This is a genomic window from Lichenihabitans psoromatis (assembly GCF_004323635.1).
GTDB classification, from domain to species: Bacteria; Pseudomonadota; Alphaproteobacteria; order Rhizobiales; family Beijerinckiaceae; genus Lichenihabitans; species Lichenihabitans psoromatis.
The window spans coordinates 997680-1012557 of record NZ_CP036515.1 but is presented as its reverse complement, the minus strand read 5'-3'; the positions used below and the strand labels follow the sequence as shown (position 1 = coordinate 1012557).

The following is a 14878-nucleotide window of genomic DNA, read 5'->3' as shown; positions in this document are numbered from 1 at the left end:
CGAAATCGTATCCAATTACGGGCGCACCACAAGGATGTTTCGACCATGACGGTCACGCGGAGCGTGCGAGCAGCGCCGCCAAAGACGTCTCCGGCTCGGCCGTCGGGCCGTGCGGCGCCCATCAAGCCGGTCGCGTCGAGCCCGTCGGTTCGGGAAACGACCTATTTGGACCTGAAGGAGATGATCCTCAGCGGCCAGCTCCGCTCGGCCGAACATCTCTCCGAAAGTCGGCTTGCGGCCCGTCTCGGGGTCAGCCGCACGCCGCTGCGCGAAGCCTTGATGAAGCTCGAACAAGAGGGCCTCGTGGTCGGCCGGCGCAACGTCGGCTACACAGTGCTCGATCTCGACGTCGCGGCTGTCTGCGATCTTCTCGCGGTGCGCGAGGCTCTCGATGTTTGCGCGGCGGAACTCGCCTGCGTCAACGCAACCGAGACCGATCTGCAGCACATTCGGGCGCTGGTCGAGCAGATGCGCGTTCTGCATGCGACCAACAAATCGACGCCGTCCGATGCCGCGCGCGACCTCGATCTGGGATTGCTGATCCATGAGGTGATCGTGGTCGCGACCCGCAACGAGGCGCTCATCACGGTGACGGGCCAAATCTATCAGAAGCTGCGGCTCGCTCTTTGGCTCGAAGTGCTGTGGGTCGATTGGGAAGACGTCGGCTTGTCGGAACACGAGGCCATCGCGGACGCCATTCTAGCGCGCGATGCCGTGGCGGCAGCCGCAGCCGCCCGCGCCCATGTGCAAAGCTCGTTGCGCAACATGGCCAAGGTGCGGGACATCTACAATCATCGTCGGCAGCGGCGGGGCGATCGAGCCCCGGCTGGATCGAAGGAGGCCTCATGACCCATCATCTGCAGTTCTACATCGATGGCGCTTGGGTCGATCCGATCACGCCCAATCCGATCGAGGTGATCGACCCTTCGACCGAGCGGCCCTACACGAGCATTTCGGGCGGCGCGACCGCGGATGTCGACCGGGCCGTCGCGGCGGCGCAAGTGGCGTTCGAGACCTTCTCACAGACCAGCCGGGCCGATCGCCTCGCGCTGCTTCGCCGCCTGCTCGATGCCTACAACGCCCGCTACGAGGATATCGCTCAGGCAGTCAGCCAGGAGATGGGGGCGCCGATCGAGTTCGCCCGCGGATCGCAGGCCTATGTGGGCCGCGCCCATCTCGAAGCCACGATCGAGGCGCTCGAGGCCTTCACGTTCGACGAGACGCGCGGCTCCACCCGGGTCGTCAAGGAGCCGATCGGCGTGGTCGGTCTGATCACGCCGTGGAACTGGCCCCTCAATCAGATCATGTGCAAGGTCGCGCCGGCGCTCGCGGCGGGCTGCACGATGGTCCTGAAGCCGAGCGAGATCGCGCCAATCAGCGGCATCATCTTCGCCGAAGTGATCGATGCAGCAGCTCTGCCCAAGGGTGTCTTCAATCTCGTGAACGGAACCGGCCCGGACGTCGGGCAGGTCATGGCGGGTCATCCCGGCATTGACATGGTGTCGTTCACGGGCTCGACCCGCGCCGGTATCATCGTTGCGAAGACGGCGGCCGATACGGTCAAGCGGGTCAGCCAAGAGCTCGGCGGCAAATCGGCCAATATCATCCTGCCGGATGCCGATCTCGAAAGTGCCGTCCGTAAGGGGGTTGACGCATGTTTCGGCAATAGCGGGCAATCCTGCGACGCGCCGACCCGGATGTTCGTGCCGGCCGATCGCGAGACCGAGGCGCTGGCCTTCGCCAAAGCGGCCGCCGAAGCGCTGCGGGTGGGTCCGCCGCTGGACGCCGGCACCGATCTCGGCCCGGTCGTCAGCCAGACCCAATATGACAAGATCCAGGGAATGATCGAAGCCGGCATCGCCGAAGGCGCCACGCTGGTGACGGGCGGATTGGGGCGTCCCGAGGGTCTCGATCACGGCTATTATGTCAAGCCTACCGTGTTCGGCCACGTCAAACCCGACATGCGGATCTCCCGCGAGGAAATCTTCGGTCCGGTTCTGTCGATCCTGTCCTATACAGACGAGGCGGACGCGATCCGGCTCGCCAACGACACGGTCTATGGTCTGGCGGCTTACGTTCAGGGCGGCGATCTTGCTGCGGCCCGTCGCGTCGCCGGCCGGTTGCGCGCCGGGCTCGTCAACATCAACTATCCCGATTGGGACACGCGCGCTCCGTTCGGCGGCTACAAGCAATCGGGCAACGGCCGCGAATATGCGGATTTCGGCATCCATGATTTCGTCGAGACGAAGGGGATCGCGGGCTATGGCGAGGATTGATCGTCCAGGCCTGGAAGGTCTCGCTTCATGACGATCGACACCTGCTCGAAGCCGTGACGCTCGAAAAAGTGGTGCGCACGGTCGTTGCGGGCACCGCTTTCCAGAAACAGCCGCAAAAATCCGGCCGTCCGGCAGGTCCTTGCGATCCAATCCAGCATGGCGCGCCCGGCGCCCTGGCCACGAGCGCCCGTGACCAGCAGATCCTCGAGGGTCGCGAACGGCGTCCTGACGCCCGGCATGAAGGACACGAAGGCGAAGCCGACGATGGTGCCATTCGCGGTCGCGACCGCCAGTTTCGTATGCGGGTCCGTGGTCGGGCGGGCCGCGTCCGCGATGGCTTTGGTGGCCGAGGAGAGGATGATGGCGCCGAGGTCGGAGGCCCAGCGATCGGGCGTTTCCGCGCGGCCGAACTGAAGCTCGGAATGGGAAATATAAGAGGGGTCCGCACCGGCCACGAAGAGCCGCGCGATGTCACTCGCGATGGCGGGGTCACGACACCATCCCGTTTCGATCTCGTGGACGGGCTGGTACAGGTCTTCCATGGTCAATCCAAGGCTACGGTGGAGCGGCTCGACAGGCGAACGGCAGTTTCGCTCGAAGGAACGCGCTCTAGCACGAAAATTGTATCCGATTTTGCATCCAAAAGCCTCCGGCGTTTGAGGGCTGGCGCGGATCGATCGAACGGGCATCGGGGACGGCATGACGGGCAATGATCGGATGGGGACGATGTCGACCGATACGGCAATGACAGAGACCAGAAGCCGGCTGCCGCGCAGCCTTTACGCCGAGACGGCGCGTGAGCGGGCCGACACCGGCCCGGTCGTCGCACCCAAACGCGTCGATGTCGCGGTGATTGGCGGTGGCTTCACGGGCTTGTCGACCGCGTTGCATCTCGCGCAACGCGGGGTCGATGTCGCGGTGCTGGAGGCCAACGAGCCCGGCTGGGGCGCGTCGGGTCGCAATGGCGGGCAGGTCAATTCGGGCCTGAAATACGAGCCGGATCAGATCGAGTCCGATTTTGGCGCCGAGCGGGGGCGGCGCATGGTGGCGTTCTCGGGCGACGCTCCCAACCTCGTCTTCGACCTGATCCGTACCCATCAGATTCGCTGCGAGGCCAATCAATCCGGCACCATCCGGGCCGCCTTCACCCGAGGCTCGGCGGATTATCTTCGCCGCGCCACCGAGGGGTGGCAGCGGCGCGGCCTCCCGGTCGAGGGGCTCGATCGCGATGCTGTCGCAAGGGCGTCGGGCACCGATCGATATCAGTTCGGGGCGCTCGATCGACGCGGCGGCTCGGTCAATCCGCTCGGCTTTGCGCGGGGGCTCGCCGATGCCGCGATCAAAGCCGGGGCCGCGATCCACGGACAGACGAAGGTGACGGCGCTGTCGCGTCAGGGCGACGGCTGGAGCGTTTCGACCCCGAACGGTGTCGTGACCGCCACCTGGGTCGTGTTGGCCACCAACGGCTACACGGACGACCTCTGGCCCGGCCTTCGCCAATCGATCGTGCCGGTCTATAGCGGCATCGTGGCGACCGAGCCTCTCCCCGCCGCGATCGCCGATCGGATCCTGCCGCATCGCTCTGTGCTCTACGAGCATGAGTCCGTCACGGTCTATTTCCGCCTCGATGCACAGAACCGCCTGTTGATGGGGGGCCGCAGCCGTTTGCGAAATCTCGAAGGACCGGACGGCTTTCGCGACCTCACGGCTTACGCGAAGCGGCTCTATCCGTTCATCGGCGACCCCGCCTGGTCGCATGGATGGAACGGACAACTCGCGATCACGCCGGATCACTACCCGCATCTGCACGAGCCGGCGCCGCACCTGATCGCCTGCCTCGGCTATAATGGACGCGGCATCGCGATGGCGACCGCCATGGGCGGGGAGATCGCCCGGCGCGTCACGGGAACGGCGGCGGCCGATCTCACCATGCCGGTGACGCCCATCAAGCCGATGCGCCTGCATGCGCTGTGGCCCGTCGCCGTCAAGGCGCGGATCGCCTACGGGCGAGCCCGCATGGCGCTCGGCCTCTGATCAGGCGGCCTTGCTCCCGTCGAGAGGGACGAGGCCGCACCAGTCCGCCACGAAGGTCGCAATCACCAGCGTGGTCTTGCGGACGCTGTCGAGGTCGGACCATTCGTCGAAGCCGTGCAGGCCCGACCCGCTGGGGCCGTAGCAGAGGCCGGGAATGCCGTAGTAGAGACCATAGAATCGCGTGTCGTTGACGCCGGTCGAAGCCCGCTGCTCCATGGCATCGCCGAATACGCCGTGATGCGCCGCGCCGAGGACCGCCTCGGCTTCGCCGCCCGGCTCCAACACGTAACCGTCCGCCTGAAAGCCGTTCCAGGTGACCTCGGGCGGGTGATCGGCCATGAACCTATCCTGCCCGGCGGCCTCGGCGATCGCCTCCAGCACCTCGGCTCGCGCCTCCGACAGCGCCGTGCCGGGCATCAGACCGATCCGGCAATCGACCTCGCACCACGCCGGCGTCGAACTCGGCCAATCGCCGCCCCGGATGACGCCGGGATTGAACTTGACCGGGTTGTCGACCCCCTGGAAGACGAGATCGTCCTTGGCTCGCGCATTGATCCGCGCCGTCAGGGCTTCCAGCGCCGTCAACACGCGATAGGCCGACATGATCGCATTGGTTCCGGTCTGGCTGTTCATCACATGGACAGGCGCGCCTTGCACGCGGATGCGGAACCACATCACTCCGACATGGCCACGCGTGATGGTCTGGCCGGTCGGCTCGGGGATCAGCACCGCATCGGCGCGATAGCCGCGCGCCAGGGTCGAGAGAGCCCCGTTGCCGGTGCATTCCTCCTCCGTGACGGTCTGCAGGTAGACGTCCGAGCCGGGCGCGTAGCCCGCGTCGTGCAACGCCTGCAGCGCAAAGACGAGGCATGACACGCCCGATTTCATATCCTGCGCGCCGCGCCCGTTCATGCGGCCGTTGCTGATCGCGGGCTCGAACGCCGGGGTCGACCACATGCCGGCCGGGCCGGGCGGCACCACATCGACATGCCCCTGCAGGATGAGGCTTTTGCCAACAGCATCGGGTGCACGCAGCGCCGCCACCACCTGCACCGCCTTGGTGTAATCGGTATCCATCACCGGCGAGAAGCCGGGCAGGTGGCTCATCGCGACCTCGCTCAGCGTATAACGATCGACGCTCCAGCCGCGTGAAGCGAAATCGCGCGCCAGCCAATCCTGGCAGGGGGCCTCTTCGCCTCTGATGCTCGGGAATGCCACGAGGGTTTGCAGCCAGGCCGTCTGCTGGTCGAAATTTGCGTCAATGGCGGCCGACAAGCGGGCCATCAGGTCGGGATCGGGCATGGAGCGCCTTATCTGTCTTGTCGCCGTCAGTCTGAAACGTCAGTGGGTCGAGGGGAAGCCGGCCGCAGCTTTCATCTGATGCGTCCAGTAGATCATCTGGGCTGGAATTTTGCCGAGTTTGCCGCCCGCATAGGGCAGGCCGAACGCCTCGAAGAGCGTCCATGTCTCGTCGCCTTCGACAATCGCCTTGGCGATCACGTTCCCGACCGCCGACGTCAGCGAGACGCCGAGGCCACCGAAGCCGGTGGCATACCAGACGTCCGGCTCGATCTGCCCGATGACCGGCATCTTGTGCCGGGTGAACGGCATCATGCCGCCCCAAGCGACCTCGACATGCGCCTCTGCCAGAGCCGGATAGAATTTCACCATGTCGCGCCGCAGAAGGGCGGCGATCCGCTTCGGATCGGGCTGCCAGGCAAGGACACGGCCGCCCCAGAGCAATCGGGTATCGGCAAGCGGGCGGTAGTAATTTACCGCCACCGTATTGTCGAAGATCGCGTAGGGAACCCGGATCGCATCCTTGAGCCGCTCGCCGAGCCGTTCTGTCGCCATCACGAAGGTGGCGATCGGCACGGTGGCGCCGGAGATCGCGGATTGCAGACCGTTGATATAGCCGCCGCAGGTGATCACGATGCGATCCGCCCGAATCGTCCCTCGCGCGGTGCGAACCGTCTTGCGGCCTGGGCCGGTCTTGAGGTCGAGCGCCGGGGTGCGCTCAAACAATTTCACGCCACGCTCCGCGCCGGCCCGCGCCAAACCGCAGGTGAGGTTGAGGGGATGCAGCGCGAGTGTCGAGGGCACGAACAGCGCATCCGAATATTGTGTGGTCGACAGCGCGTCACGCAGTTTGTCGGCCGGCCAATAATCGTAGGTTAGGCCGAACTTGTCGGCCATATAGGCCTGTGTTTTTCGCAGATCTTCGCTCTTGGTCGCGATATTGCACTTCAGCGCTCCCGTCTGGACAGGCCCGCAATCGATGCCGTAATCGGTGATGCGCTTCCGGACCAGCGCGAGGCCATGGCTGGCGATGGCCTGAAATTCCCGTGCGCGCGACAGGCCGACCCGGTCGACGAGCGCCTCGCCGCCATTGGGGAAGATCTCGGACGCAAAGCCGCCGTTGCGCCCTGAGGCGCCCCAGCCGATCCGCTCGGCCTCGATCAGCGCAACCGAATGCCCACGCTCGGCGAGATCGAGCGCCGTCGCGCAGCCGGCCAGCCCGCCACCGATCACCAGCGTCTCGACGTCGAGGTCGCCGTCGAGAGGTGGATAGTCGCGCGTTTCGGTTCGCGTGCGGGAATAATAGCTGTCGACATCCGCCATGGCGATCGAAGATCCTTCGTCAGATGTTGGCCGGCGCAGCGCTTCGTTTCAGCGGACTGCGCCGGGTTGTCGATCAGCCCGTGGCCGGCTTGTGGATCGCGTAGAATTTCCGCACGGGCTCGAGATTCTCCCACGTGCCCTTGAAGCCGGCCGGAACCACGAAGCTGTCACCGCTTCGGAAGATTTCGGCATGGCCGCCGGCATCCGTCAATCGGACGGTGCCCTCGAGCAGGAAGCAAATCTCGTCGATCGCGTAGGTCACCTCGGATCGGCTCGGCTCGCTCGACCAGAACCCGGCCTGAAAACGGCCGGTCGGGTCGGCGTACCATTGCTTCGTCGTGGTCGTGCCCTGACCATCTGGCTGCTGTCCCGCGTCGAAACGGATCGGGCGGACAGGGTCGGTCATTTCGGTCATCGATGATCCCTCGGAAGACGGTGTGGCCGCGACATCAGCGTAGGAGCCGCGTCCAGATCTTGTCGCGCAGGTCGAGCGCGGCTTTCGAGCAATCCTTGACCGGACGGAACAGCGCGATCGTCTCCTTCGAGACATTGACGGCCGGGTCATCCTTCAGGCTGGCATCCATAAATTGATCGGAGCCGGTGATCGCATTGTTATAGCCGGTGAAATTTGTGGCTTCCGCGGCGTTCTTCGGCTCGAGCATCCAGTTCAGGAAGATCTTGGCGTTTTCGACATTCTTGGCCCCCTTGGGGATGACGAGGTTGTCGCCCCACAGGTTCACGCCCTCTTTCGGGAAGACATAAGCGACGGTCGGCAGCTTTTTATGGGCGCGGTGAAACGAGCCGTTCCACATTTGCTGCATGGCGACTTCGCCGCTCGCGACACGATCCACGGTGCCTTCGGCGTTATAGACCTTGACGGCCGGCTTCTGCTTTTCCAGCAATTCGAGGATCTTCTGACCTTCCTTAGGGTCTGCGGTGCAGTAATCGTAACCGAGATAATAAGCAGCCGCGCCGAAAACCTCGCCTGAATCCTTCAACATGCCGATCTTGCCGACCAGTTCGGGGCGGGGCTCGAAGAGTTCCTTCCAGCTGTTGTCGATCTTGCCGCCCGTCACCTTGGCGGTGTCGTAGGCAATGGCGGTCGTGCCCCACATATAGGGCACCGAATAGGCGCGGGCCGGGTCGAAATCAGGATGATCGAAGGGGGCTTTGATGTTCTTGTAATTCGTAAAGGTCGATGCATCGAGCTTCAGCACAAGGCCGTCGCGGATCATCGCTTGCACGGTCGGCCCGGTCGGCACCACCACATCATAGCCTCCGCCGCCCGCCTGGATCTTGGCCAGCATCGACTCGTTGGTGTCATAGGTATCGAGCGTGACCGCAATTCCGGTCTCGGCCTCGAACCGCTTCAACAGGTCGGGCGACATGTAGTTCGACCAGTTGTAGAGCACCATCTGCTTCGTTTCGGCGAAGGCGGAGATGTGCGGCGACAGGGTCGCGGCGGCCACGAGATATGCTGCGATGAACCGGCTTTGCATGGCTAAGACCCTCCAGGATATAGGCGCCGCCTTCATTGAAAGCGTCGGCCGATGAGATAGGACGCCGTCAGCAAGGTGACGGAGACGGCGATGAGAATGGTCGAGATGGCATTGACGGCGGGCGTGACGCCCATCCGGACCATGCTGAACACGTAGACCGGCAGCGTCGTGGAGCCCGGTCCAGACACGAAATAGCTGACCACCACATCGCCGAGCGATCCGATGAAGGCTAGCATCGCGCCCGAGATGATGCCGGGCCAGATGAGCGGCAGGATGATGCGCCGGAACGTCGCCCAAGGCGGCGCGTAGAGATCGGCGGCGGCTTCGGCCAGCGAGGCGTCGAGCCCCTGCAGGCGCGCCCGGATCGGCAGATAGGCGATCGGGATCGCGAAGACCGTATGGGCCAGCATCAAGCTGAACAGGCCGAGCGGAATACCAATCGCGACAAAGAAGAGAAGGATCGCGATGGCGGCGACGATGTCGGGAACGATGAGCGGCATGGCGAGACTGGCCTCCGCAACACCTTGGCCGCGAAACCGAGCCTTGCTGGTCGCCAGGCCCGCCATGATGGCGATCACGGTACCGGCCACCGTTGCGACGCTTGCGACCACGAGAGAGTTCTTCAGGGCCCGCAACATGTCGGCGTCGCCGGCCACGACGCCGTACCATCGCGTGCTGAACCCCTCCCAGCGCGAGAGGGAACTGTCGCCGGCGCTGAACGACAGCACGATGAGGACGATGATCGGCACATAGAGGAACGTGAACACCGCCATGGCGGTGAAGCGTGTGGCGGGAAACCGCCAGAGAGCCTGACCCTCGCTCATGAGGCGGCCTCGCCGCCGCGGCGGTAACGCATCGCGTGCAACCAGAGCGCCAGAAGGATGAGCCCGAGCAGCACGAAAGCCAGCGCCGAGCCAAAGGGCCAGTTCCGCGCCTGCCCGAACTGCTGCTGGATGAGACTGCCGATCATCATCGATTTGGCGCCGCCGAGCAGTTCCGGACTGACGAAGGAGCCGAGGCAGGGCACGAAGACCAGGATGACGCCGCCGGTGATGCCCGGCATCGCGAGCGGCAGGATGATGCGGCGGACAGCCTGCAGGCGGTTGGCGCCGAGATCAAAGGCCGCCTCGACGTAGCGGCGGTCGATCTTCTCCATGCTGACGTAGATCGGCAGGATCATGTAGGGCAGGAACGAATAGACAAGGCCGATGCCGGTCGCCAGAGGCGTGTAAAGGATCTCGAGCGATTGGGTCCGGAGATGAAGGCCCATCAGGACCCAATCGACGACCCCGTCGCTCCGCAGCATCAGCACCCATGAATAGTTCCGCACGAGAAGGTTCGTCCAGAACGGAACCGTCACCAGAAAAAGCAGAAGCGTTCGGCGCGAGGGTGGTTGAAATGCCATCCAGAGCGCGGTCGGGAAGGCCAAGATCAGCGTGCAGGCGGCCGTTATGGCCGCAAGACCGATGGAGCGTAGGAAAATCTGGATGTAGTCGGTATTGACGACGAGATTGTCTTCGAGGTCGCGCTCGAACAGAAACTGCAGATAGGCATCGGCGGTATGCTGGCCCCAGAGCACGCCGCCATCGGGCCCGCGCTGCAGCGTCGACACATAGGCCATGAAGCCGAGCGGCACGAGGAAGAGGATGCCCACCGTGAAAAGGGCCGGAAACAGCAGGGCCGTGCGCTCGAGTTTGAGGGTCATGCACCAAGAACCCTGATGGCGTCCGGCGGAAGCGTCACGCTGACGGCCGCCCCTTGCGGGAAACGCGGTTTGGAATTCGTGCGGTTCTGCTCGCAGATGCGGAACCGGCCACCCTGCTGGAGCGCGACGTAATAGGTCGTGTCTCCGCCCTCGTAGACGACCTGATCGACGGTTCCTGGCAAGGCGCCGAGGCCCCGCTCGCTGAGCCAGGTCCGCTCGGGACGGATCACGAGCGCGACGGTCTGCCCGATCGGACCCGCGCCGGCATCTGTCTCGACCACGTTGACATCCGTGCCGGACGCGGTGCGGTAGACCTGCGGCGCGATGCGCGTGGCTTCGATCAGATTGGTGTCGCCGATGAAATCGGCCACGAAGCGCGCGGCCGGACGCTCATAGATGTCCTCCGGCGATCCGATCTGCAGGATCTTGCCGCCGCTCATGACCGCGATCCGATCCGACATCGTCAGCGCCTCATGCTGATCGTGGGTCACGAATACGAAGGTGATGCCGACATCGCGCTGCAGACGTTTCAGCTCGAGCTGCATCTCGGTTCGCAGCTTCTGGTCGAGAGCCGAGAGCGGTTCGTCGAGAAGCAGCACACGGGGGCCGGGTGCGAGCGCTCGGGCGAAGGCGACGCGTTGTTGCTGGCCGCCGGAGAGTTGGGAAGGCATCCGCGATCCCAGCCCCTCGAGCCGCACCAGGGCCAGCATTTCGGCGACGCGCGGCCCGATCTTCGCCTTTGGATGGCCGCTCATTTCGAGCCCGAAGGCGATGTTCCGCTCCACCGACAGGTGCGGGAAGACCGCATAGCTTTGAAACACGGTATTGACCGGACGGCGGTAGGGCGGAAGCCCGTCGAGCGCCTGACCGTGAACTTTGATCGAGCCTGAGTCGGGGGTCGAGAAACCGGCGATCGACCGCAACAGCGTTGTCTTGCCGCAACCGGAGGGGCCGAGGAGGGTGAAAAACTCGTTCGACCGGATCGTCAACGAGACCTGATCGAGCGCCCGCATGGCCCCATAGGCCTTGACGAGATCGCGGCAATCGACGGCAGCCTCGATGCCCTTGCTGGCTCGCGAGGGGCGCCCAGGTTCGACCGACGTCACCGGATCGGAATGCACAGCCCCCAAGAACACTCTCCCAAATCCCGCATAACCAAACGGCTCGATTGGCTGCAATTGGTTCAAGATTGGCATAGTTGTTCGATCGTCGAAAGCGCAAATTTATACCTGAACTGCTCAATATCATGACGCAATGCAGCAATAAAGGGCGGTTTGACACTGTGTTATGTTGCAGCTTGCCGCGACATGGGATTCGCCTTAATTGGTCTAGTGTCGATCGAATTCAGCGAGGGATGCGTGCCCAGCAAGGACGAAACGGGACGTGCAGCACCCGCCGCAAATGTCCGCGCCCGGGCGCGGCAGCAGGTCGATCAGCTGCATGCCATGATCGAGCGGACGATCGACCAAGGTCGGATCAAACCCGGCGAGCGGATCGCGACCGAGCGGGCACTCGCGGCGCAATTTGGTGCGTCGCGCAGTGTGGTGCGGAGCGCCTTGGCCGAATTGCACAAGGCCGGCAAGATCGTCCGCAAGGTCGGCCATGGCACGATCGTGCAGGAAAGCCCGCAACTCCCGCGCCCCGTCGATACGTTTCGCCTGCTCGACACGAGCCCGGCCGACATGCTCGATTTCAGATTGGCGCTGGAGCCCGGGTTAGCCGACATGATCACGCTGCAGGCGAGCGATGCCGACCTCGCCGCAATCGTCGATTGCGTGAACCAGGGCGATCGGGCCAGTGGCCTGCAGGAATGGGAGGAGTGGGACCGCGCGTTCCATCGCTTGGTGGTGGCCGCGTCCCATAATCGACTCGCGATCAGCGTTTACGACGCGGTGATCGGCATCCGGCATGAAAAACCCTGGCTGCTGACCAAACAGGGCCACACCGATCTGGACCACTGGAAGCGCTACCAGGATGATCATCGCCGGATCGCTTTGAGCTTGTCGAATCGCGATGCCGTCGGCGGCGCTGTCGCGATCCGCGATCATCTCCTGAAGGTCCGGCTCAAGATGCTCGGGATCTGAAGGCAACAAGCCTGACCTTAAAGAAGCATCGAGGCCACCATGCATTGCGCTGACTTGCCGTTTGCGGAGGACGCCTTTCTGGAAAGGCTGCAGCGGTGGACGACCTGCGAGAGCCCCACCTGGGACGGATTGGCCATCGACCGCATGCTCGACATCGCGGCCCGCGATCTCGTGCTTGCGGGCGCGAGCGTGGAGCGGATTGCCGGGCGGATGGGGTTCGGGGGCGCCGTGCGAGGCCGGTTTCCGCACCCGAAGGCGGCTGAGCCCGGCCTTCTCGTTTTAGCCCATCTCGATACGGTCCACCCCGTTGGCACGTTGGGGACGCTACCCTGGCGCCGCGACGGTGACCGATGCGAAGGGCCGGGCATTCTCGATATGAAGGCGGGCGCCTGCCTCGCCGTGCAGGCGATGGAGGAGCTCGCGGCTGCCGGCATCGCGACGCCTTTGCCGGTCACGATCCTGTTCACGGGCGACGAAGAGGTCGGGACGCCGAGCACCCGCGATCTCATCGAAGCCGAAGCGCGCCGGCATCGTTTCGTGCTGGTCCCCGAACCCGCGCGGCTCAACGGCGACCTTGTCACAGGACGCTATGCGATCGCGCGGTTCGTGGTCACCACGACGGGGCGTCCGAGCCATGCCGGAGCCCGCCTGGCCGAAGGGCGATCTGCGATCCGGGCGATGGCCGACCGGATCATCGCGATCGAGGAGATGACGACCGAGGATTGCACCTTCAGCGTCGGCGTGGTGCGGGGCGGCCAATGGGTCAATTGCGTCGCCACGACCTGCGTGGCCGAAGTGCTCAGCATGGCCAAGCGCCAGGAGGATCTCGATCGCGGCGTCGCCGCGATGCTGGCGATGGCGGGATCGCGGAACGGCGTGTCGTTCGATGTCACGCGCGGTGTGACGCGGCCGGTTTGGGAGCCGAAGGCGGGAACGCTCGCCATGGTGGCGACCGTGCAGCGGCTTGCCTCCGAGATGGGGCTGACGATCGGCCATGGCAGCGCGGGCGGCGGATCGGACGGCAATTTTACGGGCGCGCTCGGCATTCCGACGCTCGATGGGCTCGGAGCCGTCGGCGATGGTCTGCATCGGCTCGACGAGCATATCGCGATTGCGGCGACGCTGCAGCGCGGCCGCTTGCTGGCCGGCCTGCTCGCAACCCTGATGTAAGACGTCAGCCCCGCGCGGCTGCGATCCACGGATTGGCGCGCTCATAGGCGTAGGCAAGCCGCAGCACCGAGAGATCGTCGCGCGGGCGCCCCACGATCTGCACACCCATCGGGAGATGGCCTCCCTCGCCGCCGAAGCCGACCGGGAGGCTGATGGCCGGCAAACCCGACAGAGTGACGGGCGCCACCACCTCCATCCAGCGATGATAACTGTCCATCGGGCGACCCGCGATGGAGCGAGGCCATGTGGTCTCGACCGGAAACGGAAACATCTGAGCGGCCGGGAGAGCCAGAAAGTCGACGTCCAAAAAAATCTGCTGCAGGGTGGCGTACCATGACGACCGGACCACGGCCGCCTCGTAGACGTCCTGCGCCGTCAAAGCCAAATATCCCTCGCATTCCCACAGCGCCTCGGGCTTGAGCAGCGCCCGTTTGGCGGGATCGCGATAATGCTCCATGAATTTGCCGCCGGTGGAGAATTGCCGCAGCACCACGAAGGCTTGCCACAGCGCTTCCGCATCGAAGTCCGGGACGAGCGGCACGATCGTGCAGCCGAGCGCTTCGAGGCGCGCCAGGCCACTGCGGCAGAGGTCGAGCACCCCGTTCTCCATCGGCAAATGTCCACCGAAGTCGCCGAGCCAAGCGATCCGGGCCGGGCCGAACCCCTCCAGATGCTGCTCGTAGCGGAAGCCGGTGCCGTCCAGCGAGAGGGGCGCCCTTGCATCATGGCCAGCCTGGACCGAGAGCAACAACGCCAGATCCTCGACATGCCGCCCCATCGGTCCGTCGGTCGAGAGCTGCGACATGAAGGCGTCGGGCGAAGCGGTGGAGGGAACGCGCCCTTGCGATGGCCGCAAGCCGAAGACGTTGTTCCAGGCTGCCGGATTGCGGAGCGAGCCGCCGAAATCGCTGCCGTCTGCGATCGGCAGCATCGAGAGAGCCAGCGCCACTGCCGCTCCGCCGCTGGAGCCGCCGGCGCTGCGGCTCGGGTCGAAGGCGTTCCGGGTCGCGCCGAAGATCGGGTTGTAGGTATGCGAGCCGAGGCCGAATTCCGGCGTATTGGTTTTGCCGATGATGATGGCGCCGGCCCCCCGTACCCGCGCCACCGCCAGAGCGTCGGCGTCCGGCACGTTGTCGGAGTAGAGGGGCGATCCAAGGGTCGTCCGCAGTCCCTTGGTGGCTGCGAGATCCTTGATGGCGATCGGCAGGCCATGAAGTGGACCGATCGTTTGGCCACGCGCGACCGCCTCGTCGGCCCTTTCGGCCTCGGCGAGAATATCGGCGGCCGGGCGCAAAGACACGATCGCGTTATAGGTCGGGTTGAACGTCTCGATCCGCGACAGAAAGGCCGACACGACCGCCCGAGACGTGACGGTGCGGGACGCGATGAGCCGTGCCAACTCCGTGGCGCTTCGTCGCGCGAGGTCGTCGGTCTTTGGGTTTGAGGGAGTAGCTTTGTCATTCATGCGCCGGAGGATCGGCACCCGGC

14 protein-coding genes are annotated in these 14878 nt (G+C 64.8%); 5 read left to right on the top strand and 9 right to left on the bottom strand.

Annotation, left to right across the window (positions count from 1 at the left end):
• Positions 1 to 45: 45 nt before the first annotated feature.
• Positions 46 to 849: a GntR family transcriptional regulator gene (locus EY713_RS04725; RefSeq protein WP_131113793.1), complete on the top strand. Its 804-nt coding sequence runs from the start codon at positions 46 to 48 to the stop codon at positions 847 to 849.
• Positions 846 to 2276 (top strand): aldehyde dehydrogenase family protein, encoded by a 1431-nt coding sequence (locus EY713_RS04720; RefSeq protein WP_131113792.1) that lies wholly within the window; start codon positions 846 to 848, stop codon positions 2274 to 2276. Before EY713_RS04725 ends, EY713_RS04720 begins: the two co-directional genes overlap by 4 nt.
• On the opposite strand, the gene EY713_RS04715 is transcribed toward EY713_RS04720, so the two are convergent.
• On the bottom strand, positions 2261 to 2818 hold the full coding sequence (locus tag EY713_RS04715; protein ID WP_165491028.1) for a GNAT family N-acetyltransferase: 558 nt from the start codon (positions 2816 to 2818) through the stop codon (positions 2261 to 2263). The two genes, EY713_RS04720 and EY713_RS04715, sit on opposite strands and share 16 nt — an antisense overlap.
• A 202-nt stretch (positions 2819 to 3020) precedes the next feature.
• Here EY713_RS04715 and EY713_RS04710 point away from each other — a divergent pair, with 202 nt between their 5' ends.
• Entirely contained in the window at positions 3021 to 4310 is a 1290-nt protein-coding gene (locus EY713_RS04710) for an NAD(P)/FAD-dependent oxidoreductase (RefSeq protein WP_131113790.1), read from the top strand.
• On the opposite strand, the gene EY713_RS04705 is transcribed toward EY713_RS04710, so the two are convergent.
• From EY713_RS04705 to EY713_RS04675, 7 genes are all read right to left on the bottom strand, one after another.
• Positions 4311 to 5612: an ArgE/DapE family deacylase gene (locus EY713_RS04705; protein WP_131113789.1), complete on the bottom strand. Its 1302-nt coding sequence runs from the start codon at positions 5610 to 5612 to the stop codon at positions 4311 to 4313.
• Between the two features lie 39 nt (positions 5613 to 5651).
• Positions 5652 to 6932, bottom strand: a complete 1281-nt coding sequence (locus tag EY713_RS04700; RefSeq protein WP_131113788.1) for an NAD(P)/FAD-dependent oxidoreductase — start codon at positions 6930 to 6932, stop codon at positions 5652 to 5654.
• A 73-nt stretch (positions 6933 to 7005) separates the two neighbouring features.
• Positions 7006 to 7347 carry a cupin domain-containing protein gene (locus EY713_RS04695; RefSeq protein WP_131113787.1) on the bottom strand — a complete coding sequence of 114 codons (342 nt, stop codon included), beginning with the start codon at positions 7345 to 7347 and terminating at the stop codon, positions 7006 to 7008.
• 34 nt (positions 7348 to 7381) lie between these two features.
• The gene (locus EY713_RS04690; protein ID WP_131113786.1) at positions 7382 to 8431 is read right to left on the bottom strand and encodes an extracellular solute-binding protein; all 1050 of its coding nucleotides are present in this window, start codon (positions 8429 to 8431) and stop codon (positions 7382 to 7384) included.
• A gap of 32 nt (positions 8432 to 8463) precedes the next feature.
• Positions 8464 to 9255 carry an ABC transporter permease gene (locus EY713_RS04685; RefSeq protein ID WP_131113785.1) on the bottom strand — a complete coding sequence of 264 codons (792 nt, stop codon included), beginning with the start codon at positions 9253 to 9255 and terminating at the stop codon, positions 8464 to 8466.
• The gene (locus EY713_RS04680; RefSeq protein WP_131113784.1) at positions 9252 to 10136 is read right to left on the bottom strand and encodes an ABC transporter permease; all 885 of its coding nucleotides are present in this window, start codon (positions 10134 to 10136) and stop codon (positions 9252 to 9254) included. The genes EY713_RS04685 and EY713_RS04680 overlap by 4 nt, the downstream gene beginning before the upstream one ends.
• Positions 10133 to 11149, bottom strand: a complete 1017-nt coding sequence (locus tag EY713_RS04675) for an ABC transporter ATP-binding protein (protein WP_131119273.1) — start codon at positions 11147 to 11149, stop codon at positions 10133 to 10135. The genes EY713_RS04680 and EY713_RS04675 overlap by 4 nt, the downstream gene beginning before the upstream one ends.
• Before the next feature lie 345 nt (positions 11150 to 11494).
• Here EY713_RS04675 and EY713_RS04670 point away from each other — a divergent pair, with 345 nt between their 5' ends.
• A complete protein-coding gene (locus tag EY713_RS04670) occupies positions 11495 to 12220 on the top strand; it encodes a FadR/GntR family transcriptional regulator (RefSeq protein ID WP_165491027.1) in 726 nt (241 codons plus the stop codon).
• Positions 12221 to 12259: 39 nt separating this feature from the next.
• Entirely contained in the window at positions 12260 to 13390 is a 1131-nt protein-coding gene (locus tag EY713_RS04665) for a M20/M25/M40 family metallo-hydrolase (RefSeq protein WP_131113782.1), read from the top strand.
• A gap of 4 nt (positions 13391 to 13394) precedes the next feature.
• On the opposite strand, the gene EY713_RS04660 is transcribed toward EY713_RS04665, so the two are convergent.
• Positions 13395 to 14855, bottom strand: coding sequence for an amidase (locus EY713_RS04660; RefSeq protein ID WP_131113781.1), 1461 nt, complete (start codon positions 14853 to 14855; stop codon positions 13395 to 13397).
• Between the last annotated feature and the right edge of the window lie 23 nt (positions 14856 to 14878).

Coding starts and splice junctions, on each gene's coding strand:
- EY713_RS04710 (WP_131113790.1), top strand. CDS start 3,021: ATGACAGAGACCAGAAGCCGGCTGCCGCGCAGCCTTTACGCCGAGACG.
- EY713_RS04720 (WP_131113792.1), top strand. CDS start 846: ATGACCCATCATCTGCAGTTCTACATCGATGGCGCTTGGGTCGATCCG.
- EY713_RS04690 (WP_131113786.1), bottom strand. CDS start 8,431: ATGCAAAGCCGGTTCATCGCAGCATATCTCGTGGCCGCCGCGACCCTG.
- EY713_RS04680 (WP_131113784.1), bottom strand. CDS start 10,136: ATGACCCTCAAACTCGAGCGCACGGCCCTGCTGTTTCCGGCCCTTTTC.
- EY713_RS04665 (WP_131113782.1), top strand. CDS start 12,260: ATGCATTGCGCTGACTTGCCGTTTGCGGAGGACGCCTTTCTGGAAAGG.
- EY713_RS04725 (WP_131113793.1), top strand. CDS start 46: ATGACGGTCACGCGGAGCGTGCGAGCAGCGCCGCCAAAGACGTCTCCG.
- EY713_RS04695 (WP_131113787.1), bottom strand. CDS start 7,347: ATGACCGAAATGACCGACCCTGTCCGCCCGATCCGTTTCGACGCGGGA.
- EY713_RS04715 (WP_165491028.1), bottom strand. CDS start 2,818: ATGGAAGACCTGTACCAGCCCGTCCACGAGATCGAAACGGGATGGTGT.
- EY713_RS04705 (WP_131113789.1), bottom strand. CDS start 5,612: ATGCCCGATCCCGACCTGATGGCCCGCTTGTCGGCCGCCATTGACGCA.
- EY713_RS04660 (WP_131113781.1), bottom strand. CDS start 14,855: ATGAATGACAAAGCTACTCCCTCAAACCCAAAGACCGACGACCTCGCG.
- EY713_RS04685 (WP_131113785.1), bottom strand. CDS start 9,255: ATGAGCGAGGGTCAGGCTCTCTGGCGGTTTCCCGCCACACGCTTCACC.
- EY713_RS04675 (WP_131119273.1), bottom strand. CDS start 11,149: ATGCGGGCGCTCGATCAGGTCTCGTTGACGATCCGGTCGAACGAGTTT.
- EY713_RS04700 (WP_131113788.1), bottom strand. CDS start 6,932: ATGGCGGATGTCGACAGCTATTATTCCCGCACGCGAACCGAAACGCGC.